This is a genomic window from Brevibacillus invocatus, from assembly GCF_003710915.1.
Classification (GTDB): Bacteria; Bacillota; Bacilli; order Brevibacillales; family Brevibacillaceae; genus Brevibacillus; species Brevibacillus invocatus.
Genome location: NZ_RHHR01000008.1, coordinates 123,828 through 146,458 on the forward strand (window position 1 = coordinate 123,828; position 22,631 = coordinate 146,458).

At 48.5% G+C, this 22,631-nt stretch carries 20 protein-coding genes; 2 read left to right on the top strand and 18 right to left on the bottom strand.

From position 1 onward, the window contains the following. Positions 1-72 precede the first annotated feature (72 nt). From EDM52_RS04285 to EDM52_RS04300, 4 genes are all read right to left on the bottom strand, one after another. Complete coding sequence (locus EDM52_RS04285) at positions 73-1,005, bottom strand: manganese-dependent inorganic pyrophosphatase (RefSeq protein WP_122907791.1); 933 nt, start codon at positions 1,003-1,005, stop codon at positions 73-75. Between the two features lie 78 nt (positions 1,006-1,083). Further along, a complete protein-coding gene (locus EDM52_RS04290; RefSeq protein WP_122907793.1) occupies positions 1,084-1,854 on the bottom strand; it encodes a MerR family transcriptional regulator in 771 nt (256 codons plus the stop codon). A 99-nt stretch (positions 1,855-1,953) separates the two neighbouring features. Continuing rightward, complete coding sequence (locus tag EDM52_RS04295) at positions 1,954-2,535, bottom strand: SDR family NAD(P)-dependent oxidoreductase (RefSeq protein ID WP_245996511.1); 582 nt, start codon at positions 2,533-2,535, stop codon at positions 1,954-1,956. 266 nt (positions 2,536-2,801) lie between these two features. Beyond that, the gene (locus EDM52_RS04300) at positions 2,802-4,115 is read right to left on the bottom strand and encodes a hemolysin family protein (RefSeq protein ID WP_122907794.1); all 1,314 of its coding nucleotides are present in this window, start codon (positions 4,113-4,115) and stop codon (positions 2,802-2,804) included. Positions 4,116-4,339: 224 nt separating this feature from the next. Here EDM52_RS04300 and EDM52_RS04305 point away from each other — a divergent pair, with 224 nt between their 5' ends. Beyond that, a complete protein-coding gene (locus EDM52_RS04305) occupies positions 4,340-5,119 on the top strand; it encodes a DUF1836 domain-containing protein (protein ID WP_122907796.1) in 780 nt (259 codons plus the stop codon). A gap of 68 nt (positions 5,120-5,187) precedes the next feature. Here the strand turns inward: EDM52_RS04305 and EDM52_RS04310 are convergent, their stop codons facing one another. The 4 genes from EDM52_RS04310 to fmdA form a co-directional block, all read right to left on the bottom strand. Continuing rightward, positions 5,188-7,461, bottom strand: coding sequence for a M28 family peptidase (locus tag EDM52_RS04310; protein ID WP_183184824.1), 2,274 nt, complete (start codon positions 7,459-7,461; stop codon positions 5,188-5,190). A gap of 339 nt (positions 7,462-7,800) precedes the next feature. After that, positions 7,801-8,412, bottom strand: coding sequence for an AmiS/UreI family transporter (locus EDM52_RS04315; protein ID WP_122907799.1), 612 nt, complete (start codon positions 8,410-8,412; stop codon positions 7,801-7,803). 23 nt (positions 8,413-8,435) lie between these two features. After that, the gene (locus EDM52_RS04320; protein WP_122907801.1) at positions 8,436-8,747 is read right to left on the bottom strand and encodes an FmdB family zinc ribbon protein; all 312 of its coding nucleotides are present in this window, start codon (positions 8,745-8,747) and stop codon (positions 8,436-8,438) included. Between the two features lie 94 nt (positions 8,748-8,841). Next, complete coding sequence (gene fmdA / locus EDM52_RS04325; protein ID WP_122907802.1) at positions 8,842-10,023, bottom strand: formamidase; 1,182 nt, start codon at positions 10,021-10,023, stop codon at positions 8,842-8,844. Positions 10,024-10,334: 311 nt separating this feature from the next. Here fmdA and EDM52_RS04330 point away from each other — a divergent pair, with 311 nt between their 5' ends. Beyond that, complete coding sequence (locus EDM52_RS04330; protein ID WP_183184826.1) at positions 10,335-11,609, top strand: sigma-54 interaction domain-containing protein; 1,275 nt, start codon at positions 10,335-10,337, stop codon at positions 11,607-11,609. Between the two features lie 70 nt (positions 11,610-11,679). On the opposite strand, the gene EDM52_RS04335 is transcribed toward EDM52_RS04330, so the two are convergent. The 10 genes from EDM52_RS04335 to EDM52_RS04380 all read right to left on the bottom strand — a co-directional run bounded on the left by EDM52_RS04335 (position 11,680) and on the right by EDM52_RS04380 (position 22,627). After that, positions 11,680-13,344 carry a peptide ABC transporter substrate-binding protein gene (locus EDM52_RS04335; protein ID WP_122907806.1) on the bottom strand — a complete coding sequence of 555 codons (1,665 nt, stop codon included), beginning with the start codon at positions 13,342-13,344 and terminating at the stop codon, positions 11,680-11,682. A 91-nt stretch (positions 13,345-13,435) separates the two neighbouring features. Further along, positions 13,436-14,419 carry an ABC transporter ATP-binding protein gene (locus tag EDM52_RS04340; RefSeq protein ID WP_122907807.1) on the bottom strand — a complete coding sequence of 328 codons (984 nt, stop codon included), beginning with the start codon at positions 14,417-14,419 and terminating at the stop codon, positions 13,436-13,438. Continuing rightward, a complete protein-coding gene (locus EDM52_RS04345) occupies positions 14,419-15,417 on the bottom strand; it encodes an ABC transporter ATP-binding protein (protein WP_122907809.1) in 999 nt (332 codons plus the stop codon). Before EDM52_RS04345 ends, EDM52_RS04340 begins: the two co-directional genes overlap by 1 nt. Positions 15,418-15,430: 13 nt before the next feature. Then, complete coding sequence (locus EDM52_RS04350) at positions 15,431-16,390, bottom strand: ABC transporter permease (RefSeq protein ID WP_122907879.1); 960 nt, start codon at positions 16,388-16,390, stop codon at positions 15,431-15,433. 32 nt (positions 16,391-16,422) lie between these two features. Then, a complete protein-coding gene (locus EDM52_RS04355) occupies positions 16,423-17,349 on the bottom strand; it encodes an ABC transporter permease (protein WP_122907811.1) in 927 nt (308 codons plus the stop codon). A 665-nt stretch (positions 17,350-18,014) separates the two neighbouring features. After that, positions 18,015-18,335 (bottom strand): hypothetical protein, encoded by a 321-nt coding sequence (locus EDM52_RS04360; RefSeq protein WP_122907813.1) that lies wholly within the window; start codon positions 18,333-18,335, stop codon positions 18,015-18,017. Positions 18,336-18,473: 138 nt separating this feature from the next. Further along, the gene (locus tag EDM52_RS04365) at positions 18,474-19,436 is read right to left on the bottom strand and encodes an ATP-grasp domain-containing protein (protein WP_122907814.1); all 963 of its coding nucleotides are present in this window, start codon (positions 19,434-19,436) and stop codon (positions 18,474-18,476) included. Positions 19,437-19,469: 33 nt separating this feature from the next. Beyond that, complete coding sequence (locus EDM52_RS04370) at positions 19,470-20,600, bottom strand: M20 family metallopeptidase (protein ID WP_122907815.1); 1,131 nt, start codon at positions 20,598-20,600, stop codon at positions 19,470-19,472. 25 nt (positions 20,601-20,625) lie between these two features. Beyond that, positions 20,626-21,633: an ABC transporter ATP-binding protein gene (locus tag EDM52_RS04375; protein WP_122907816.1), complete on the bottom strand. Its 1,008-nt coding sequence runs from the start codon at positions 21,631-21,633 to the stop codon at positions 20,626-20,628. Beyond that, positions 21,611-22,627 carry an ABC transporter ATP-binding protein gene (locus EDM52_RS04380; RefSeq protein ID WP_122907817.1) on the bottom strand — a complete coding sequence of 339 codons (1,017 nt, stop codon included), beginning with the start codon at positions 22,625-22,627 and terminating at the stop codon, positions 21,611-21,613. The genes EDM52_RS04375 and EDM52_RS04380 overlap by 23 nt, the downstream gene beginning before the upstream one ends. Between the last annotated feature and the right edge of the window lie 4 nt (positions 22,628-22,631).

The following is a 22,631-nucleotide window of genomic DNA, read 5'->3' on the forward strand; positions in this document are numbered from 1 at the left end:
TATTTCCACTTTAAATGTAACATGAAAGCAGGCTGCCGGGCATCTCCCCACGGCAGCCTGCAATTTTTCTTTTTATAGTGCTTGGAACGTATCGGTCAAGACTGGTACAACTTGTTTCTTGCGTGATACGACGCCTTTGAGAACTGCCTTGTTGGCATTCAGCTGGACGTTGTAGGCTTTCTCAACGACGTGAGCCGCTTTTCCTAACGCCAAAGCCACGGAATCGTTATTCAAAATATCCGTTACGACGAAGAGGAACAAATCCAGTCCCTTTTCATCGATGATCGCGGTCAATGCCGCTTCCAGCTCAGCTTGACGATGCATGATATCATTTACATCTACTGCGTTTACTTGGGCGATTTCCACTTTCGCACTGCCCATTTGGAATTCTTTCGCATCGAGGGAGATCAGCTCTGCAATGGTTTTATCACTCAGGTCAGCACCTGCCTTCAGCATAGCCAGACCGTATGTTTGCAAATCTACGCCTGCGATTGCAGCGAGGTCGTGTGCAGCTGCCACGTCCTGCTCTGTGCAAGTTGGCGATTTCAGCAAGAGGGTGTCCGAGATGATAGCAGAAAGCATCAAGCCTGCGATTTCTTTCGGAATCTCCACGCCATTTTCTTTGTACAGCTTTTTGAGAATCGTGGTGGTGCAGCCAACTGGCTCTACACGCATATAGAGCGGGTTGCTGGTTTCGAAATTGGCGATGCGGTGATGGTCAATGACTTCCACCACTTGTACCTGCTCAATATCCGAAGCGCTTTGTTGACGCTCGTTATGGTCTACCAGAATGACTTCCTTACCTTCATTCGCTACGGTTTCTACCTGGCGAGGTGCTTCTACCTTGAAGTAGTCCAGCACGAATTGCGTTTCACCATTCAGTACTCCCAGGCGAACCGGTTCAACGTTTTCACCCAGTTTGGATTTCAGGTCTGCGTAAACCAGTGCAGAGCAGATGGAATCAGTATCAGGATTTTTATGGCCGAAGATCAGTTTTTTTTCCACGTCACATACTCCTTAATCTTGTTTTGGCGAGAAGATTATACCATAGTTTAGAGGATATTCGCACGTATCATTATAGGTTCATCTCGAAGGATTGGAAAGCCTTGCCTGTCGGTAATGCACGACTGCCGATTGTACAAACGCGATGATTTCGGGATCGATCGGATATTGAAAAGCAAGCTCGGGTGCTTCCTTCTGAATACGCCACGCCTTTTTTTGCAATTCTTCTCTTCCGGCAAAAATCTGATCCGACGCCTCCGCGATCCTCCGTGCCCAGCTTTGTGCCTTTTCCGATAAGGGATCGCGTTCCCCATCCTTTTTGATTTCGGAAAAAACCTCAATAAACACATTGGTTCGTGGGTCATCTGACTGCATGAGCGGAAGCTGTGTCCGTAGAAACTCCAGCTCATCCGGTGTGAACAGATGGTGTTGCACATGTACCTTGGAGTCTGGCTTTTCCTCATAAAGGAGGTAGAGATACCGGAATAAATTCTCCCAGTCCATTTTTCCCTCGAGCTTGATCGATCGTTGCACCACAAGGACGATTTCCTGCATGAGCTTGTATTTTTTCAATTGCTTTTCAATCTCTGTCAGCTGCTGTTGCAATAAATCCTCCCAGCCGAGAGCAGCTTCCTCAAAGATTAATTTTACTTGCTTCAGACTTAAGCCAAGCGATTTGAGCAAGCGAATCTTGTACAATTTTTCAACATCTTCATCGGTATACACACGATGTCCGCCATCCGAGACAAAAGACGGCGTCAAGAGGCCAATCTGATCGTAGAATCGGAGCGTTCGTTTGGTTGCACTGAGTTTTTTGGCGATTTCACTGGTGGAGTAGGTATTTTGAGTCAAGCTGGATCACTCCCTTACCGCTCATTGTAACGAATGAGAACGATGGTATGCAAAAAAGCTGTCAGCCTCTTGGCCAACAGCTTTTGGCAAAACACTCCTTTATCGAACCATGACTCCTCCGCCATCCACCATGATGGTCTGTCCCGTGATGTAATCAGAATCCTTGGAAGCCAGGAATACGGCTGTCCGACCAATGTCCATTTCGCAATCGCCAATTCGCTTGATCGGCAGTTTGGCGAGGGAAGCCTCGTAGGCCTGTGGCTCAGCCTGCGACCATGCAATCATTCCTGGAGAGTTGGCGAACGGGCAGATCAGATTGACGTTGATGCCCACGAACCGCTTCTTTTGCCGCTGCATAGGCTGCTTGACCGTATTGCCCGTCGATAGCAGCACCGGGAACACTCCTTGCATGAAGAAGAACGTGGACAACGTACCGGTCGAATACGCAAGGTGCAAGTCATCTGCAGTCATGTGCTCAAACGTCTTCACGCGTGAAGCTTGGGCGTTGTTGACCATGATGTCTACAGTTCCCCACTTCTCAACCACGGTATCGAGCGTCTGTTTCACCTGCTCCTGATCCAATACGTTGCAGGAAATGGCCATCGCTAGCGCTACGCCTCGTCCAACACCACGACCTGCTCCAGTGACAATAACAATCTTGCCTTCTAGTCGTTTACTCATATCTATCATCCTTTCGCGCTCTATCTGCAAGGTAATGTTCCATATAGATTGGTTGTACCAAGCTGTTCGTCACATCCTCATTGTAAAAGGTGACGTAACGTCACGTGCAAGAGGGTTTTTACATTTGAAAACTTGGCTACGCCAAGCTTTTGGCGGAGCCTTAGTTGCACTTATACTATCTTCCGCTAATCTTTTTAGCGCTTTAGCGCACTTAAACTTTCCGATAGTACAAAAAAAGGATGGGAAAAGTCCCATCCTCTTCGTTACTAGTGTTCTCCTACTTCAGCAGGGACACTAGCTTTTTTTATGATCTCGATTTTTCGCACACGATGCTTATCCTTTTTCAATACGGTAAACACCATGTCCTGGTGCTGCCACTGACTGCCTTCCTTCAACGCAGGGTTTTGATTGTACAGCCACCCACCAATGGTATCCAATTCATCTTCCTCGATGGATGCGCCCAGCAGGTCATTCACATCGGAGAGCAGCACTTTTCCATCCACAATCAGATGTTCATTTGGCTGCAACACTTCAATCTCCGCTTTTTCCTCACTGTCAAACTCGTCTCGGATCTCCCCTACGATTTCTTCAAGAATATCCTCGATGGTCACCATACCTGAGGTACCGCCGTATTCGTCGACCAAAATCGCAATATGTGTCCCTCTTTTTTGCATGGTCTTGAGCAAATCCTTCACGGGTGTTGCTTCCGAGACGGTGAGCACAGGACGAATCAGTTTTTTCAAATCGAGATTGCCGTCTTCTGCATAGCGCAGGAAGAATTCTTTCGTATTGATAACCCCGACGATCTGGTCCTTGCTCTCTGCAATAACAGGAAAACGTGTATATTGTTCTTCCTTGATCGTTTTCATGTTCTCTTCCAAGGAATCCTCACGATACAAGCAGATCATATCCGTACGCGGCACCATAATTTCGCGAGCAAGCAGCTCGTCGAAGTTAAAGATGTTGCTTACATACCCGTACTCAGATTGATTGATTTTTCCACTTTCGTAGCTTTCAGTCAAAATAATGCGCAGCTCTTCTTCAGAGTGGCTATCTTCATGCTCTTTTGCTGGTTTCATACCCATCAGCTTGATCAGCTTTGCAGCGGAACCATTGAGCAACCAGATCGCTGGGTAGAGTACCTTATAGAAGACAATAATCGGCTTGGCAACCCACAGACTGACTGCCTCCGCTTTTTGAATAGCAATGGTTTTCGGCGCCAGTTCCCCGACTACTACGTGCAAGAAGGTGACGATCGAGTATGCGATCAAAAACGAGAGAACGGCTACCACCTGTTCCGGCAGGAAAGGCTGCAAGATAGGATACAAAATGGCTTCTACGGTCGGCTTACCCAACATACCCAAACCAAGGGCAGTAATCGTGATACCCAATTGACATGCAGACAAGTAGCCATCAAGATTGTTCGTTACCTTTTGTACGGCAAGCGCGTTCTTTCTCCCTTCCATGACTAGCTGGTCTACCCGACTTGGGCGAAGCCGGATGATTGCAAATTCCGTCGCTACGAAGAATCCGGTAGCAAAGATCAGAAGTGCAATCAAGAACAAATTTAGCGTAAGCAATATCCTATCCCCTTCATATAGCTGATTTCTTATATGTACTTAATTGTAATGGATGCAAGGGAAACGTATCAAATCTCCCTGAAAAGGGTTCTGGCTGATTTTTACCCGTCTGGGGTGAATTTTTGATATTACGTCTATCGCTCTCCCGCTCAACTCTTCTTTTGACAATTAGCTTGACTAGTCATAATATGAGTTCATAAGAACTTAAAAATAAGGGGGACGTTATGGAAATCCTACAACTAACCCGAAAAGAAATGTCACAACTGCTACTCTGCTTGAATGGAGCTCGGGAAGACTCCCCTCTCACGATTCTTCGGGAAGCTTGGTCAAGCACGCATCAGCATGCCATTCAAAATGGACAAAGCTTTTCAGCCTTTATCACCACTTCTCTTTCTCCGATTTTCGAAAAGCTGATCAAGGCTGATAAAACCGAGCGCGGTCTCTCGCTGCATGATATCGTAGCACTGGGTAACCAGATTGAGTACACACACTTTTCGGTTACTGCCGTACAAAACTGGGTCAAACGAGATATGAAGGAATGGATTGGTACTCCCCGAAACGGGAAAAAGTATTCCATTGAGCAGGCGGCACTGCTGTACATTATAGAGGATCTGAAGGCAACGCTTGATTTCGAATCCATTCGCAAGCTGTTTTCCCTAATTTTCAACAATCCCGAGGATCATAAAGACGACCTGATCAATCCAATCGATCTGTATGCTGCCTACTCGTCCATTTTTGAGGAGATGGATGCGGACAACGATCATATCGTCGATACAGCAGCCGTGCAAAGCACGGGAGGCAGGGCAAAACCAATGATGGATTCCCTTATTCAGATCAAAGCAAGGGACTTTGCGGATACACTGACACACCTCAACGCCGATCAGAAGGAAGCTATCATTCATACTATCGTCATCGCTATCCTTTCCATACAATCCGCATTTTTCCAAACGCTGTCCAGACGTTCCTTGAATGCTGCACTTTTTTTGAGAAATCTTCATTCCTAATCCAACACGCAAAAAGGACCTCACCTGCATTTAGCAGATGAAGTCCTTTTTTTCTTTTCAGTCTGGCTTTAAGGAAGCATGTAGCTTTTCATAACCAATGTCATCTTGTCGTACTCATATCCCCCAATCATTTCCGCAGGTCGAGAGGCTACCTGTTCTCCTGTGGGCAGGCCGTAGCTGCCATCCATCAAACGAAGGGAAACGGGAGCCGTAGGAGTAGTGGTTTTTAACCGAAGAGTGACCCGCAGGCCCTCTACCGGCACCTGGTAGTACCTCACTCGCCAATTCCAGTTACGCTGCTCTGCGTAACGGTAATCAGGGGCGTTGCCATTGATTTGCACTTCCTCCACATCTGCATCCACTACTTCCAGCATGATGTAGTCTTTGGCACCCCTCCCCGTATTCAACAGGAGCTCAACCGTGCGGTACTCTCCGTCCTTCTCGTCCTGGAGTACAGACAATTGAGGGGACGACAATGCTTGATAGTTCGCCTCCTCAACCCAGACCCTCCGCTCTCTTCCTCCATCGATGATGAAATCGTTGAGATTGGTCTCATGAGGTTGCTGGAGAATGGTGCTGATCCATGCATCAGGACCTGTTCTACTCACCCAGTACGAGCTGCCTGTATCCGCATTTTCCACAAAAAACAGGTTGTTCAGTTCCGGCGTATCAGCACTTGGCTGGGTTTGATAATGAAAGCTCCCAAGCAAGACAACAGAAAGTACGACGAGTCCTAACGCAATGAGTCTACTACCCTGATTCACAAGAACGAGAAGAGACGGGTACATCCAAAATCCGATCAGGACAAATAACGTAAACAGGACAGGCATGAAGACGAGCGGCAAAAAGTGAATCAGAATGAAGAGAAAGGGCAGGAAAAACCAACCTACTAATGCAGCACTGGCTGCATGAAGCAACCATCCCCGCTCCCCCTCACGCTCACTTTCTTTTCCAAAAACAAACAGAGCATAATGCAAAAGAAAAGGGAACACAAAGAAAAAGCTGGCACCTGGAAGATAGAGCGTCGTGAGCCATAGCAGCAAGAGACTGATCAGCACCCCTGCTGCGTGCATATGCCGCAAATCGGCCCATCTCTGCAAAATGGGAAACGTACAGGAGATCAAAGCCAGGATCAATAAAAGCATCGCTGCTGCCATCCATTCGATTCGGTACAACAGCATATCTGTCGTCCAAAACATGGTTACAGCAGACCAGATCGCATACATCATGGCCCATGTCCCTGCCAATCCCCCCAAGATGAGCAGAATGGCCTTGCCTAAACTTTTCCACTGCAAGCACTGCGCTTTTCGGCGACGAATCAGCGTGTACACAATCACTGCTGTGATGAGCAGAGCAATGACAATACTCCATGTTTTGGGATAGGAGATCACTTGGTTCAACATCGAGAAATAAATGCGATCCGGTCCTTTGATCTCCAAAAGGTCAGCATGGCCAAAATGAACGATCGACTCAAAGACATTCTCTCCTTGATGCTGGAGCGAGCGCATATTGACATGTTCTAGATCATCCAGGGCGATATGATACGTATAGCCGCCTTCGCCGTAAGCAAAATTCAGCCCGATCACACCTTGCTCCCGTGCTATCGTAAAATCTGTATCATTGTTCAAAATTTCGTATGCATTGCTCATGCTGGAATTCGTTACAGGGTGCGGAAGAGCAAGAGCCATTTGCTGAATGAGCCAGCCATTTTGTTTTCCGGTTTCAAACATCATCGATGGTCCGGATGAACCTTTTGATTCATAATTCAGAACCATTCCCACGTCCTTTGCCCACGGATGGTCTCTCCAGAACGCACGGGCCCCTAATAAATCCAGCTCTTCCCCATCTGAAAAGAGAAAGATGACATCATTTTTCAATGGTTCCAGGTAGGTAAGTGCTCGCATCGTCTCCAAGATCGCCGCAACCGCTACTCCATTGTCATTCGCACCAGGGCTGCCGATTGCCGAATCGTAGTGAGCGGAGACAAGAATGGCCTTGCTGGAGGATGCACCCGGGACTCGTACAACAATATTATGCAAGGTGGCTGAGGTGACCAGGTTCCGATTTGCCCCTGTCAATGCATACTCGGCCACCTGAATTTCCGGCTTGTAGCCCCATCGCTCGGCCTCTGAAACAATATATTCCCTGACACGATCGTTTTCTGCAGAGCCTGTCGGATGAGGTGCACGGGCAATTTCCTGAAGAATCGCATACGCCCTTTGTGCAGAAAAGCTGTGATCTGCCGCTTGTGAGAGAGGCACCGGCGGCTGAATTTGCAAAATTGAGACAACAGCGACTCCAATGAAAAAGAACAAGAGTACTGCTTTTTTCAGGTAAGACATGTGTACGCCCCCATTGCACCAGTTCCATGATGTACCTATTTCTATGTAGTAAAATGGCCCCTTCATTGGCATGCTTCAACAAGACTGAAGTGATGAACGCTTAATGATCCCGCCATTTCGAATGCATGAAGCAGGCTTGTAATGGCAGGGTGGAGCCTTTGTTTTTGCTAAACATTAAAAATCCTTTTATTGCTCAGACTATTTTACCACCTCCTGGCTTGGGAACCCATCCCTTTTTTCTTCATTCTTTGCAAAATGCATTGGGTATTTTTTACCATTTCAAAAAAAGAAGTGTCCCCCAAGTCATTTCCAACTGAGGGACACCGTTCAAGCATTCGTTTACATAGTTACTTTGTCGGTTACCTGCGACTTTTTCGATGCACCGTACAGATAAACAAAAGCCACGACCGCCACCAACGTCACCAACCAGACCCAAACAAGCGAGATTCCTTGCCACACGCCTACCAATGACAAAAATGCAGGAACCGTAGCCGTGATCCAGGATTGAATCAACGTAACAAAACCGGTATACCGTCCAATATCTCGCTTCAAACCCAATAAGATAAAGAAGAGCGTCCATAAAAAAGACCACATCAACCAGATGATTCCGAATTTGATATCTCCAAAGTACATAAAGTTCACGAGAGAATACCCAATGGCTAAAATCGCCACCCACAAGGAATACCACCCAACCCCAGTCGTGTCCAGCTTGCAGAGGTTGGTAATTCCGACGTACAAATACGTAAATCCAAAAAGAAAGATGCCGGAAGCACCGAGAATAGCGGCAGTATCACCCTTTGCCTGAAAAATCAGGTACAGCGGAGTGATGACTTGAAGGACACCTACGAACAGATTAAAGATGCCCGCACTCTTCCCTTCCACTCTCCCCAGCAGCATGATGCTATTCAGAAACAATACTCCTCCAACGTACAAGAGACCTACATCTGACATCAGACATCCCTTCCTCTAGACTCTCAATGCCCTACCATCCAGGGTCTTTTGGGAGCGTGTTGATGAGAGTGATTGCTTTTGGCATGGGAGTGACCGCCTTGCTGACAGCTTCCCCCTTCATGCGAATGACTTTCTTTCCTCACGATCTTGGGTTCAACTCCCCGTTCAATGCGCTGACGCAGTGCTTGAGACGTGAAAATGAGACCAGGTGCAGAATACGCTCGATTGCTCATTTCTTCGCATGCTGGACAAATGACTTGCTCGGTGACCTCACTCATGCTCATCCATTGGATGAAAGGACCACACGAATCACATACATATTCATATCTAGGCATCGTTTTCTCTCCTTTTGCCAGGTTCACTGTCAGGTATAGAAGATGGGGAAAAAAGAGCAGGGCGAACATCGTGCCCCGCTCTGTCTTTCCGCTGTTACTTGGGCAGGATGTCGCGATCAAAGATGCTGGTCGGGATGGACAACGTGCAGCATGCATTGGGTATATCGACAATGCCGGCGATTCTTCCCTCCACCGGAGCCGTGCCGAGAAGCATGTATGCCTGTTCACCAGTAAAGCCCATTGCCGTTTTCAAATATTCAATTGCATTGAGGCATGCATTGCGATATGCGACATGAGCATCCATATACAACTGCTCTCCTGTCGTCTCATGGACAGAAATGCCTTCAAACACGAGGTACTCGGAATAATGCGGCTCTACTGGACCCGGCTTGAATACGGGGTTGTTAATGATGTTATATTTCGCCATACCGCCCTTGATCACATCCACATGCAAATCAAGCCATCCTGCCATCTCGATGCCTCCGCAGAAGGTGATCTCACCGTCTCCTTGGGAGAAGTGCAAATCACCCATCGACAGCTTTGCCCCTTCTACGTAGACAGGGAAGTAGATTCGCGTTCCTTTGGACAGGTTTTTAATATCGCAGTTTCCACCGTGCTCACGAGGAGGCACCGTACGCGCTGCTTCTCTGGCAATCCGATCAAATTCTGCTCCATGCAATTTACCCAGCACCGCACTTTCCGGAGTAGGCAGATTGGCAAGAGGAGGAACCCTTGTGGGGTTTTTCGCTACGAGTTCACTTTCGCGTTTGTTCCAACGATCCAACAATTGGTGGGATGGTGCTGTTCCAATCAAACCGGGATGAAGGATTCCAGCAAATTTGACGCCTGGCAAATGCCTGGAGGTTGTGTAAATGCCATGGAAATCCCAGATGGATTTGGCCGCCTGAGTATAGTGGTCGACAAGGAATGAACCTCCATTCTCTTTGGCAAAGATTCCATTGAATCCCCATTCGGAGTTCGGCAAGGCTCCGATATCCAGAATATCGACGACCAGTAGATCTCCCGGTTCTGCGCCATTTACCCAAACAGGCCCGCTGAGAACGTGAACGCGGTTCAGATTGACATCGCGAATGTCGGAGGGGTCGTCATTGTTGGAAATTTGGCCATCGGTCCAGTCTTTACACTCCATCCGAAACACAGCGCCTGGATTGACGGACACAGTCGCTGGAATATCCGGATGCCACCTGTTGTGTCCAGGAGCTTCCTGTTCCTCCATCGGCTTGTTCAGGTCTACACGAAACAATACGTCTGGCATGCTATTTCCTCCTTATACTCATCTCGGTCATTCACCCTAAGACAGAAGCAAAAGACATGCCAAGAAGACTTCGTAAAAGAGAAATTCGACGGAGAGTCCATATTTGCCTGATAAATCTGACTTTGTTGGACTACCTGCCGGATGATTCAGGTATACTAAAGAAGAGTGTGTGTCTCATTTTCAATCACCTACCATCATCCTTTTTCGAAAATGGCTTCGTTGGTTACCTGTGATCCTGCTCTTTGTCTCGTATTCGGACAATGTCTCATGATCGGACAATCCAACCATTTGCTGAAGGAGGCTGGCCATGTATGGAAAGAAATGATGATGCAAGCTTGCACATCCCCTTAGCGGGTGTTCCTCCTGATGTGGCAACTTCTCCTTGTCATTCGCTTCTGTGCGCATGGGGGAAGGTCAGTCAAGAGTATGTCATCGCAGTTGCTCGCAACCGTGTCGTCTATTTTGTCAACCGCCGTGCATCAGAGCGCTTTACCCTCAGACCTGGCTCTGTGCTAGACGATGACTGGGAACAGCTGATACAGAAAGAATGGACGATCGAAGAGGTTGATTTGGAAGAAGAGCAGCTCTATCGCCTTTATTTCATCCGTCCCAAGCTAAAGCCCAGCGTAGAAGCAAATGCCGCCTCCGCTTTTCCTGCCATCAAAACCAGCAGCCCGCTGTATCAAGCTCAGCTACATACCGCGCGAGTCGCCGCTCACTCCGTCTCCAACACGATGATTTCGGGTGAAACAGGATCGGGAAAGGAAGTGTTGGCCCGTGCCATTCATGCCGCAAGCAATCGCAAAGATAGGCCTTTTATTGCCGTTCACATCGCCTCTCTCCCTCGTGAGCTATTAGCGAGTGAGTTGTTCGGGTATACCGACGGTGCCTTTACAGGTGCAAAAAAAGGGGGAAAAATCGGAAAGCTGGAAGCAGCCAACGGTGGAACGCTGTTTCTGGATGAGATCGGCGAATTGACGCCTGAGATGCAAGTGGTTTTGCTGCGCGTTCTGGAGGAGCGAAAGATTACTCGATTGGGCGACCATGAGGAAAAGCCTCTCGACATCCGGATCATTGCTGCCACCAATCGTAAGCTTCAAGATGAAGTGACGGCGGGACGATTTCGCGCTGATTTGTATTACCGGCTGCATGTGCTTCATGTCAAGATTCCCCCGCTTCGAGAACGAAAGGAAGACATTCCCGATCTGGTTGAACTGCTCCTCCACAAGCTACAGGCTCAATACGGCAGAGGACCGCTTTCCGTATGCAAGGCTGCCTGGCAGCTCTTGCTTTCACATACCTGGCCAGGCAATATCCGAGAGCTTCGCAACGTCATGGAACGAGCCTTTTTGCTGGCGCTAGACGAATCGATCATCACCATTTCCCACCTCCCTGTAGAATGGAACCACTCCGCCCCAATAGTGGAAGCAACGGGCTTCAGACGTTCGTCACTGCGGGATCTGGAGAGGGAAACGATCCAGCGCGCACTCGCTGACGCAAAATCCATCAGTGCTGCAGCCAAACAATTGGGCATTGCGCGCAGTACCCTGTATCGGAAAATGAGCGAGTGGCACGGTGTTTTGTGAACGTAATAAGGCGTTCCTTCTGTCTGTGAAAGACTTTGGGAACGCCTCGTTGTTTTTTTATGCCTACAGGTTATTCAACGGTCGCATATTCAAAGTAAGTATGTCCGATGTAGTTTTTCATGACACCTTTTACATGCGGTTTCGCCAGGTAGGTATCCTGGTAGAAATAGAGTGGGAAGACAGGCATTTCGTCCATCAGGATTTGTTCAGCCTTGGCATAGTTAGCAGCGCGCTTGGTTTGATCTTGAATTTCCCGGTTTTCTTTCAGCAAGGCATCGTACTCCGCGTTGCTCCAGCGAGGGCCGTCTTTGGCATTGACGGTTTCAAACAAGGTCAGGTTGGTCATCGGATCCAGATAGTCTCCCGTCCAGCCATCGCGAGCGATCATGAAGTTGCCCATTCTCATTTCATCCCAATAAATTTTGGACTCCAAAATATTGATGGTCACTTCGACACCCAGGTTTTCTTTCCACATGCTGTGCAGGGCTTGTGCGATATCCTTGTCGGTATTGCCGGACATCGTCATGAACTCGATCTCTGGCAAGCCTTTTCCATCCGGATAGCCTGCTTCAGCCAAGAGACGTTTTGCTTCTGCTACATCTTCCTTGAACAAATCTCCTACCACATCGCGGTATTCCTTGGTAGGATCGACGAGATCTGGCATGCCGTAAGGGACAAAACCAAAAGCAATTTTTTCATTGGATTGCAGAACGTTTTTCACAATCGCCTCACGATTGATGGAAATGGCGAACGCTTTTCTCACGCGAGGATCATCGAAAGGCTTCACGCTGGTATTGTAGTCAAAGTAGTAGGTACCAATACGTGGCTCTGCAAAAAATTCAGGTGTGTTCAAGTATTTTTGCAGCGATTCATTGTTGATGTTATCGGAAACGTCGATCTCACCATTGGTATAAGCAGCCAATTCGGCTTCTGCCGCTTCGATGAAGACGATTTCCAAAGTATCGAGCTGGACTTTATCTGCATCCAAATAATTCGGGTTTTTCTTCAGCACGTATTTTTGCTTGGGATGAATCTCCGAGAGAGTGAAAGGACCTGTGACCAGATACGTCTCTGGTGTTTTTGTCCAGCCATCATTGCCGTCCACAACATCTTTACGGACTGGGTAATAGGACGTTGCACAAAGCAGGTTCAGGAAGTAGGTGGTCGGATTCTCCAGCTCCACCTCAAGTGTTTGATCGTCGACTGCTTTTACGCCAACCTGGTCGGCTGTCGCCTTGCCTTCGTTGTATGCCTGACCGTTTTTCAGATAGAACAGGTCAAAAGCAGCTTCAGAAGCAACATCAGGATTCAACACCCGTTTCCAGGAATATTCAAAGTCATGAGCTGTGACAGGTTTGCCATCACTCCATTTGGCATTTGGATTGATCTTGAAGGTGTATTTCGTCCCTGTCTCGTCGAGTTTCGTTTCACTAGCCAAAGATGGAACAGGAAGCCCGTCTTGACTAATTTTGTAAAGTCCTCTGAACAGGTTTTGCATCACGATGGACGAACGTGAGTAAACGTTCAGCGTAGGATCCAGCGTTTCTGGTTCGGAAGGCAATGCGTAAATGATTTTCTTTTCTTTTCCAGTTGATTCCGCAGGCTGTTGTGTTGCTGGCGCCTGTGTGTTCGTGTTGTTGTCCGTGCTTGGTGCTGCTGTGTTGCTGGAGCTACAACCAGCAACGACTACCGCTACTAATGATAACTTGAAAAAAAGGCCGACAAGCTTTTTCATTTTCTTCCCCCTCTGTCTTGTTTTCTTATGAAAAACTGTCTGTGACAGCTTCCATACCTACTGTTTCAAGCATGATCCGGCATAAGCTTTATCATGAAGAGACGATGTGACAAGCGACCTGGTGTCCACTGCCGATTACCTTAAGCTCTGGTTTTACTTCTCGGCAAGTCGCGACGGCATAGGCACAACGCGTCTGAAAAGCACATCCCGGCGGCGGATTGAGCGGGCTTGGGACATCTCCTTGCAGATGAATCCTCTCACTCTTTTCTGCCAGGTCCGGATCTGCGATCGGCAAGGCAGACAACAAGGCTTTTGTATAAGGATGCTGCATGTTCGTGTACAACGTGTTGGCGTCTGCGATTTCGACCAAGCTGCCCAAATACATCACCCCAACTTTGTGGGAGATGTGACGCACCATCGACAAGTCATGCGAGATAAACAGATAGGTCAGACCGAATTTTTCCTGCAGTTCTTCAAGCATATTGACCACCTGGGCCTGAATCGAGACATCCAGCGCGGAGATTGGTTCGTCACAGACGATAAACTCTGGTTCCACAGCTAGCGCGCGGGCGATGCCGATACGCTGTCTTTGTCCACCTGAGAATTCATGGGGATAGCGGTTGATATGATCCTTTTTCAATCCAACCAGCTCTATTAGTTCCCGAATCCGATCTGCTCGATCTTTACCGCTGCATATCTTGTGGACATCCAGGGGATCGCCGATGATCTCACCGACCGTCATCCGAGGATCGAGTGAAGCATAGGGGTCTTGGAAAATCATCTGCATCTTTTTGCGAATGGGAAGGATTTCCTTGAACTTCAAGTGCTCAATCGGTTTTCCCTGAAACAGGATTTGACCTGAAGTCGGTTCATATAGCTTGAGCAGTGTTCGGCCTGCAGTCGTCTTGCCGCAACCAGACTCCCCTACGAGTCCAAGTGTTTCTCCCTTTTTAATGGAGAAGCTGACGTCATCCACCGCTTTTAGCTGGCGATCGCTTCGAGAGAACAATCCTTTTTTCACATCAAAGTACTTCTTCAAGTTTTTGACTTCAATGAGATTCTCGTTATTTTCCATCAGCTGCCCACCCCTCTTTCCACCTTTGCGGCTTTCGGGTGCATCAACCAGCATGCTGCCCGATGGCTTTCACTCAAGGAGATCGGGACAGGCGACATTTGCGTGCAAATCTTCATCGCGTGCTCACATCTGGCTGCAAATGCACAACCCTTGGGCGGAGATAACAGATCGGGTGGACTACCCGGTATCGGGATCAGTTTTTTCTTTTCACCCTCTGTGACTTTGGGCATGGAGCGCATCAATCCCCATGTGTAGGGATGCTGCGGGTTGTAAAAAACTTCCCGGGTCGTTCCTTCTTCTACGATCTCTCCACCGTACATGACGATGATCCGGCTGCACATGCTGGCTACGACTCCCAGATCATGCGTGATCAACACAATCGAGGTATTGCCCTTTTTCTTCAAATCGCTCATGAGATCCAGAATTTGAGCCTGAATCGTCACGTCCAGTGCCGTTGTTGGTTCATCTGCGATGAGCAGCTTCGGATTACAGGAGATCGCGATGGCAATCATCACCCTTTGTCTCATCCCGCCAGAAAACTCGTGAGGATATTGATTGAGACGGCTCTCCGGGCTGGGGATTTCCACCATCTTGAGGACCTCGATCGCTCTTTTTTTGGCTTCGGATTTGGACAGCTTTTGATGAATCCGAATCGGTTCCATGATCTGATCTCCGATAGTGAATAGCGGGTTTAGCGAAGTCATCGGATCTTGAAAAATCATCCCGATGTCGTTGCCGTGCAATCTTCTCATCTGCTTCTGGTCCATATCCATAATTTCCGTACCGTCAAAGGTCAAACGGTCGGCATCAATCTTTGCATTTTCGGGCAGCAAACGCATGATAGACAGCATCGATACACTTTTTCCTGAGCCAGACTCTCCAACAATGCCGACCGATTCTCCTCTATCTACATGAAAGGAGATACCGCGAACAGCTTGTACTTGTCCTGCTTCGATATGAAAAGTCGTTTTCAAATTGTTGATTTGCAACAGCTTCACCGGTAACCCCCCTTTATTTCTTCAGACGTGGATCAAGCGCATCCCTTAACCCGTCACCTATAAAATTAAGTGAAAACATCGTGAGACTGATCGCAAGTGCAGGGAACAACATCTGATAAGGTTGGGTAAAGATGGTAGGGATCGCATCATTCACAAGCGTACCCCAACTCGCAATCGGAACCTGGATACCGATTCCGAGAAAGCTGAGGAAAGCTTCCGAGAAAATGGCAGATGGCACCAAGAACGTCACTGTTACAATAATCGGGCCAATGCTATTCGGAATCAGGTGCTTAAACAAGATCCGCAGATTGGATGAACCGATGGAACGAGCGGCCAGCGCATACTCCTGATGCTTCAGCGTAACCACTTGAGAACGAACGATCCTCGCTGTACCGATCCAGGACGTCAGGCACAAAGCGATTAGTATACTTTGTATGCTGTTGCCCAGGAACATCATCACCAAAATGATGTACAGCAAATCCGGAACCCCGATCATGATATCGACGATCCGCATCAGGATCATATCAACCCTTCCGCCGAAGTAACCGGATAAGCCACCGTAGATAACCCCAATGACCATGTTGATGGCGGCAGCAACGAAGCCGATCAGCAAGCTAATTCTTGCGCCGTACAACGTCCGAACGAAAATATCCCGCCCAAACTTGTCCGTACCGAACCAGTGCTCCGAGGATGGGGGTTGGTTTCCATTATTTAAATCTTGGCCATCATATGTATATTGCGAAAACATTGGACCGAATATTGCGAAAACAGCCATAATCAAAACGAAGCATAACCCGATCATCGCCAAGCGATCCTTGCGAAAGCGCCCCCAGGCATCCTGCCAGTACGATTTGCTTGGGCGGGAAATCTCTTCATTGTCTTGCTTCGAGTCTTCTCCGACCTTCTCGAAAAGTTCATCTGGAAGTTCGTTTATGTGTTTCCCTGGAAAACGATCCTCTTCCTTGTCATTCATATGAACCGAAATACTCAATTTCCTCACCCCCTCTACTCATCTATTTTGATGCGACGATCGATTACCGCATAGAGAATATCGACAATGATATTGCAAATCACGATAAAAGCACCGAAGAAAACCGTCATACCCAAAATAACCGAATAGTCACGATCGCTGATCGAGGACACGAAATCCCTGCCGATGCCTGGAATGGAGAAGATTCTCTCAATGACGAAGCTCCCTGTCAACAGAATCGCAACCAGCGGACCCAAATATGTAACGATAGGAATAATTGCATTTTTCAAAGCATGCTTGCAGATGACTTGCAGCTCGTGTACGCCTTTTGCACGTGCCGTACGGATGTAGTCGTAACGCATGACTTCCAGCATGCTGGATCTCATCAACCTGGCGATGTAAGCGATCGGACTAAAAGCAAGGCATGTCACGGGTAGAATATAATGCTGCCACGAAGTCAACCCGAATGTAGGCAATATCTTCAATACGACTGCAAAAAGGAACAGCAAGAGTACGGATAGAACAAAGTTGGGAATCGAAATGCCTACGGTCGCAATGATCATGGATAGCCAATCAGCCCACTTTCCCCTTTTGATCGCAGAGGTGATCCCAAGTGGAATACCGACTAAAAGAGCGACGATGATCGCGATCAGACCAACCTTGGCAGATACCGGAAAGCCTTGTTCGATCAACTCATTGACCGTTACACTGGTTTGCTTGAACGAGATTCCGAAATCTCCCTGGGCAAGGTTTTTGAGGTAATTTACATACTGAATGTGCACTGGATCATTCAATCCGTATTTTTCCTGAACTTTTTCCATAACAGCCTTCGGTACCTTGCGTTCCTCAGCAGGGCTAAACGGTCCCCCTGGAATGGCATGCATCAAGAAAAAGGTAACCGTAGTCAGAACAAACATAGTAATGAGACCAGCAATGATCCTTTTGATGATATAACGACCCATTTCCTCACTCCTCTCCTTCTGGACAGTAAAGCACTACTGCAATCTTGTGTAAGACTTTTAAAAATTTTCTACCAAATCGAAATTATAGATCAATTATAGCTTATGAGTCATATAAATCGTCAAGTAGTAGTAAACATTTGAAGATAATTGCATATATTTGTTTAATCTAACTCTCTATAAAAAATTTTTATAATGGATATTATTTTAGTGAATATTAAAAACCCATCCTGCTTTCACATCCAGGATGGGAGCCTTTGTATCATAAAATTGGTGTTGCACATAACTCGTATCAAACCAGTGAAATTCCTACAAAAACGCCGGACAAGCGATACTCTGGTGGAGGCGGTTCATAGGCCTCCATTGAACCATAGGAACCTTCCCCAAAGCTGAATACCGAGGATCCCATTGAACAAGAACAGCACGAGCGGTGAATCTCTTCGCATCGGTTCTCCCATCCTATCACTGCGATTCGGTCCCTCCCGTTACACCTCAAACATGCGGACGAATCAACGAGGCGAATGTTACCCCATATGTCTCCTCAAATGGTTTTTTCAAGGTAACTCGCCTTCTCCTCATCCATTTTGTATTCGGGTTTGTAGCGATTGAATGGCAGCCGTTATTTGCAAGATTTCAGCAAGATACTCTCAAAATATAGAAGTCTCCTCTTATGTAATTTTGAAATGATAGCACAAACAGGAAAAGGCAGGCAAGGCACCCAGATTCCCGATCGCAAAGCTGACGCCAAACATCAGAGTAATGCCCATAATCCCCGCAATCGTAATCAAACTCGCACCGTGTAGGGAAAATGAAGGGATCCCATAGATTCGTAGCATGACGCCTGCTCCCAGCACTTGTATGAGTGAAACACCCATAATCATCGTGAACAGTCCCTGTTCCTTACCGATTAATGCATTCAGCGAGCTTTGCACCGCTCCTATCAACCCCGCCGAAAAAGCTAGAATCATGCTGATTACATAACTGCTCACAAAGAGATCTCCTTTTCGTTGACCGATGGTATACGAACGAATTTCAAAATAGAGATCAACGTAAAGCGTGAAAGCGACCGCCTGCCTGATCAGAACCAGGAGACGATCGCTTTCATAGCTGAATGCAGAAAAACGGTTTTACTTGGTAGAGATGATGGACTCGCCTTCCACTTTCTCTAGTTCCTTGCCTAAAAACTTGGCCAGTTCCAGCATGGCATACGTACCTGCCGCTGCTTCTGCATCCGAGTTGTAATTGGTGTTAGTATTGATGTCATAGGTGAAGATCTCTCCAGCCTGATTGCGGATGAACTCGATCCCGGCGATCTGGATCTTGTTGGCGGCCAGAACCTCCTCGTACTTTTGAATGATCGGATCTTGGAAGTTCTCGATGACCTGGAACTTCGGCTTTTGTGGCGCTTCCTCACCAGCTGGGCAGAACAGGTCACCGATCTGGCATGCGTCTGCCGGGCACAGCTCAAAGCCTTCCGAGGTATCGACGCGTACAGCATAAAGAAACTTGCCGCCGATAAATTCGCATCGTGTGATGAATGGCTCAGGTGCCTGAATGTACTCCTGGATCAACGTGATCCCGTCAACCGAATCTTCGAATTCCGGACCAAACACGTAATCCTTCAAGCCCTCCAACGAGTAGAACAGTCGAACTCCCAGCCCTTTTCCCGCACGGTTATGCTTGGTGATAAACGGCTTGCCCAGGAATTGTTCAGCTGCCTTGACGATCTGCTCTTTTCCTACTGCAGCAATGGTTTTCGGCGTTTGAACGCCATGCTGATTGAGAGTGACGTACTGGTATACCTTGTTTACCTCCAGCTGGATGGCACGACTGCCATTGAACACCTTACGTCCATGGTGCTCCAGCCAGGACAGGACAACGCCTGTCAGTTCAGGCGCGTAGCGGTGGCCGCGCGTGTGGGAGGATGCACTCATGCGATTGTAAAAGACGCCCTCTGGCGGAGCGGAGGCGAGGTCAACCAACCCTTGATCCAAAAACCATTCCTCATAGGGCAGTCCCAGCTCTTCCAATCGGCGTGTCAAATGAACGGTCCATTCGCTGTTTTCGTGGATGATATGTATCTTTTTCATGGCATGACGCCCCTTTCCAGCTCTATTAGTATCTTACGAAAGCTTCTGGATGACTTTGGCGATGAGCAAAGTCCTCTCTACCAGGGAATCGATTTCCAGGTATTCTTCTGCGCTGTGTGCATGTGCACCAACCGGTCCCAGACCATCGATGGTCGCGACGCCTACCGCAGCGGTCAGGTTGCCGTCAGAGCCACCACCGCTCTTGATGTCTGTGATCTCGACGCCCAGCTCACGCCCTGCCTCCTGTACAACAGCGAGGAGCTCACGTGATGCGTCACTCAGGATGAGGGGCGGTCTGCGCATCTTACCCGTCAGCTCGATGCTCGTACCCTCTACATCGGGAGTCGCACAAATCTCGCGGATTTTCCGGTCAATTTCTTCGGCCTGTTCCGGGGTTTCCACGCGCACATCCAAGGCTCCATAGGCGTGAGGGGAAATGGTATTGACGGAAGTCCCCCCGCGGACGATACCGACATTGAGGGTCACCCCTGCCTCCAGATCGGTTAAAGCATGCAGCTTCACAATCTTATGTGCCAGCTCCTCGATTGCACTTCGTCCTTTTTCCGGTTCACCGCCCGCGTGTGCTGCAATTCCGCTGACTTTGAGAAAGTACTTTCCGCCGCCCTTTCGCTGGGAGACGACCGTTTCTCCGGATTGGGATGGCTCCACGATCAAGGCGTACTTTGTTTCTTTTGCAACTGCTTCGATCAAGGGACGAGATTCCGGAGAACCGATCTCTTCATCCGTGTTCAACAAAATGACGACATTTTTATAGGCTTCTGCGTTTTCTTGAATCAATGCCTTCAATGCGTAGAGCAAGGCCACCTGGCTGCCCTTCATATCGTGGACTCCCGGCCCGTAGGCACGCTTTTCATCTCTAGTAAAAGGGCGTTCACTCACGGTTCCCTCTACAAATACCGTGTCCATATGCGCAATTGCAAGAATCTGCGGATCACTTGCATCCTTGTGGCGAAAGGTTAGATTGTTGCCGCGCTCGGGCTGTTGGTCTACCTTCACCACGTAACCTAGGGCTTCGTATTCTTTTTGCAGCACTCTGCCTACTTCGTCGATCCCGCTCTTCACGTACGTTCCGCTGTCGATATTCACCAGCTTCTCCAGCAAGTGAAGCATCTCCTCTTGTTTGGACTGCAAGTAATCTTTCATTCTGCTCGCTCCTCTCAACCTGCCTCTAGTGATGTTCGTGAGTCTCATCGTACAAATGACACTGCACGTAATGATGGATAGAGATTTCTTTATTTTGCGGAACCTCCGTCCTGCATCGTTCCATCGCAAATGGACATCGGGTATGAAAGATACAGCCCGACGGAGGATTCAGTGGAGACGGGACATCCCCTTGCAGCAAAATCCGTTCGCGTTTGATTTTGGGGTTGGGAATGGGTACCGCTGACAACAGAGACTTCGTATAAGGATGGAGGGGTTGAGAGAACAATTGCTCCGTCGGTGCCTGCTCGACCAGCTGACCCAAATACATCACCCCGACCCGGTCTGCAATGTGCCGAACAACACTGAGATCATGGGCCACGAACAGATAGGATAACCCCAGCTCGGCCTGAATCTCCTGCAGGAGGTTGATCACTTGAGATTGGATGGACACATCCAAGGCTGAAACCGGCTCATCGCAGACAATCAGCTTAGGGTTGAGCGCCAAGGCCCGAGCAAGGCCGACGCGCTGACGCTGCCCACCGGAAAGCTCATGGGGATAGCGATAATAATACTCTTTGCTGAAGCCCACTTTGTGCAAGAGTTCAAACACCTTTTGGGTGCGCTCCTCCTTTGTTCCGAGTCGATGGATGATCATCGGCTCCTCGATCGCATAGCCGATCCGCTTTTTCGGATCGAGGGAGGAATGAGGGTCTTGAAACACCATCTGCATTTCCTGGCGAACGGAACGAAGCTCGCTTCCTTTCAGCTCCAACAAATTTTGTCCTCTGTAGAGGATCTCCCCCTCTGTCGGCTCGATCAAGCGCAGGATGCTTCGGCCTGTCGTGCTTTTTCCGCAGCCGGATTCTCCTACCAGTCCAAAGGTTTCTCCTTCATAGAGATCAAATGAAACGGAGTTGATCGCCTTCACATGGTTGATGGTACGTCCGAGCGTGCTTTTTACAGGGAACCACTTTTTTAATCCCCTCACACGCAGGAGGAGTTCTTTCTCTTCAGTCCAGATGGTGGCGTTCATGTTCCTCCCCCTGTGTCATAAATTTAGCAGCATGCCAGCATCTGACCTTTTGCTTGGGCGATATCGCATGAAGCTGCGGCGGTTCCTGGCTGCATTGGCTATCCGCATACTCACATCTCGGGGCAAAACGACACCCCTGTGGAATCTGATGCAGCGATGGAACCATTCCTTTGATGACGTGCAGCTTCTGCTTGCGATCTCCGTCGATGGTAGGCACAGCTTTCATCAGACCCTGGGTGTAGGGGTGAAGCGGATTTTCAAATAGCGTCTCGACATCTGCTTCCTCGATGACCTGCCCCAGATACATGACCACGACACGCGTACACACCTCTGCCACTACACCCAAATCATGCGTGATCAGGATGATGCCCATCTGCGATTCTTGCTTCAGCTCTTGCATCAGTTCGAGGATTTGCGCCTGGATCGTCACATCCAACGCAGTCGTCGGCTCATCAGCGATCAACAGATTCGGCTGACAGGCGAGAGCCATGGCAATCATGGCGCGCTGCCGCATACCTCCGGAAAGCTCATGCGGATATTCGTGTACTCTTTGCTCGGGTGCGGGGATGCCCGTACGGCGGAGCAGCTCTACTGTCCGCGAGAAGGCATCCTGCTTTGAGCACTTTTGATGTTGCGTGATCGCTTCCGCTATTTGATCTCCGATGGTAAATACCGGATTGAGTGATGTCATCGGGTCCTGAAAGATCATGGAGATCTCATTACCCCGAATTTGCTGCATCTGATCGATTGAAAGCGCAAGAAGGTTGGTTCCCTGGTAGCAGATTTCCCCTAGGTAGTTCGTCTTTTTCTCGTCCAGCAGACGCAGTATCGATTCGGCGGTAACACTTTTTCCGCAACCGGATTCCCCTACGACCCCGACTGTCTCTCCCGCATCGACATGGAAGGAGACGCCATCAACCGCTGTAACCACACCGCGTTCCGTAGAAAAGGAAGTCTTCAATTCCTTGATCTCCAGCAGATGCTTATATGCCATGCTT

What these genes read in the sequence shown, in the direction of transcription:
- fmdA (WP_122907802.1), bottom strand. Translation starts at nt 10,023, where the DNA reads ATGCCAGACGTATTGTTTCGTGTAGACCTGAACAAGCCGATGGAGGAA.
- EDM52_RS04315 (WP_122907799.1), bottom strand. Translation starts at nt 8,412, where the DNA reads ATGTCAGATGTAGGTCTCTTGTACGTTGGAGGAGTATTGTTTCTGAAT.
- EDM52_RS04365 (WP_122907814.1), bottom strand. Translation starts at nt 19,436, where the DNA reads ATGAAAAAGATACATATCATCCACGAAAACAGCGAATGGACCGTTCAT.
- EDM52_RS04310 (WP_183184824.1), bottom strand. Translation starts at nt 7,461, where the DNA reads ATGTCTTACCTGAAAAAAGCAGTACTCTTGTTCTTTTTCATTGGAGTC.
- EDM52_RS04350 (WP_122907879.1), bottom strand. Translation starts at nt 16,390, where the DNA reads ATGAATGACAAGGAAGAGGATCGTTTTCCAGGGAAACACATAAACGAA.
- EDM52_RS04355 (WP_122907811.1), bottom strand. Translation starts at nt 17,349, where the DNA reads ATGGGTCGTTATATCATCAAAAGGATCATTGCTGGTCTCATTACTATG.
- EDM52_RS04330 (WP_183184826.1), top strand. Translation starts at nt 10,335, where the DNA reads ATGGAAAGAAATGATGATGCAAGCTTGCACATCCCCTTAGCGGGTGTT.
- EDM52_RS04295 (WP_245996511.1), bottom strand. Translation starts at nt 2,535, where the DNA reads ATGAGTAAACGACTAGAAGGCAAGATTGTTATTGTCACTGGAGCAGGT.
- EDM52_RS04380 (WP_122907817.1), bottom strand. Translation starts at nt 22,627, where the DNA reads ATGGCATATAAGCATCTGCTGGAGATCAAGGAATTGAAGACTTCCTTT.
- EDM52_RS04320 (WP_122907801.1), bottom strand. Translation starts at nt 8,747, where the DNA reads ATGCCTAGATATGAATATGTATGTGATTCGTGTGGTCCTTTCATCCAA.
- EDM52_RS04305 (WP_122907796.1), top strand. Translation starts at nt 4,340, where the DNA reads ATGGAAATCCTACAACTAACCCGAAAAGAAATGTCACAACTGCTACTC.
- EDM52_RS04375 (WP_122907816.1), bottom strand. Translation starts at nt 21,633, where the DNA reads ATGAACGCCACCATCTGGACTGAAGAGAAAGAACTCCTCCTGCGTGTG.
- EDM52_RS04340 (WP_122907807.1), bottom strand. Translation starts at nt 14,419, where the DNA reads ATGGAAAATAACGAGAATCTCATTGAAGTCAAAAACTTGAAGAAGTAC.
- EDM52_RS04370 (WP_122907815.1), bottom strand. Translation starts at nt 20,600, where the DNA reads ATGAAAGATTACTTGCAGTCCAAACAAGAGGAGATGCTTCACTTGCTG.
- EDM52_RS04335 (WP_122907806.1), bottom strand. Translation starts at nt 13,344, where the DNA reads ATGAAAAAGCTTGTCGGCCTTTTTTTCAAGTTATCATTAGTAGCGGTA.